The organism is Vibrio sp. 10N.222.52.B7, from assembly GCF_041474275.1.
Classification (GTDB): Bacteria; Pseudomonadota; Gammaproteobacteria; order Enterobacterales; family Vibrionaceae; genus Vibrio; species Vibrio crassostreae_C.
The window spans coordinates 1-384 of record NZ_JBFRTU010000295.1 but is presented as its reverse complement, the minus strand read 5'-3'; the positions used below and the strand labels follow the sequence as shown (position 1 = coordinate 384).

Sequence of the window (384 nt, the reverse complement as noted above, 5' to 3'; positions counted from 1 at the left end):
TGATGCTGTCGCAGGTGGCGGAGGGATGTTAACCGTTCCAGCTTTACTGTCACTTGGTTTACCGCCACACATCGCATTGGGTACTAACAAGCTTGCAGCAACCTTCGCTTCATCTACAGCTGCATTCACTTACTACCGTAAAAAGCTGTTCAAGCCTGAGTGTTGGGTCAATGCATTCATATCTACTTTAATCGGGGCGACCATCGGCACACTCACTGTTGATGCCATTAGCACCGAGTGGTTAGAGAAGGTATTGCCGTTAGTCATTCTTGCCGCTGCGGTCTATACCATTTTTCATAAGACTCCAGATGTGAGCCATAATGTGTCTCCCAAGCCTTGTCCTGTACTTAAGAGAAAACAAAAGTACCAAGGATTCATTCTTGG

1 protein-coding gene is annotated in these 384 nt (G+C 46.6%); it reads left to right on the top strand.

Annotation, left to right across the window (positions count from 1 at the left end; translation table 11 throughout):
• Nucleotides 1–384: sulfite exporter TauE/SafE family protein (locus AB4512_RS22900; protein WP_372175827.1), on the top strand; the 384-nt coding region annotated here is incomplete at both ends.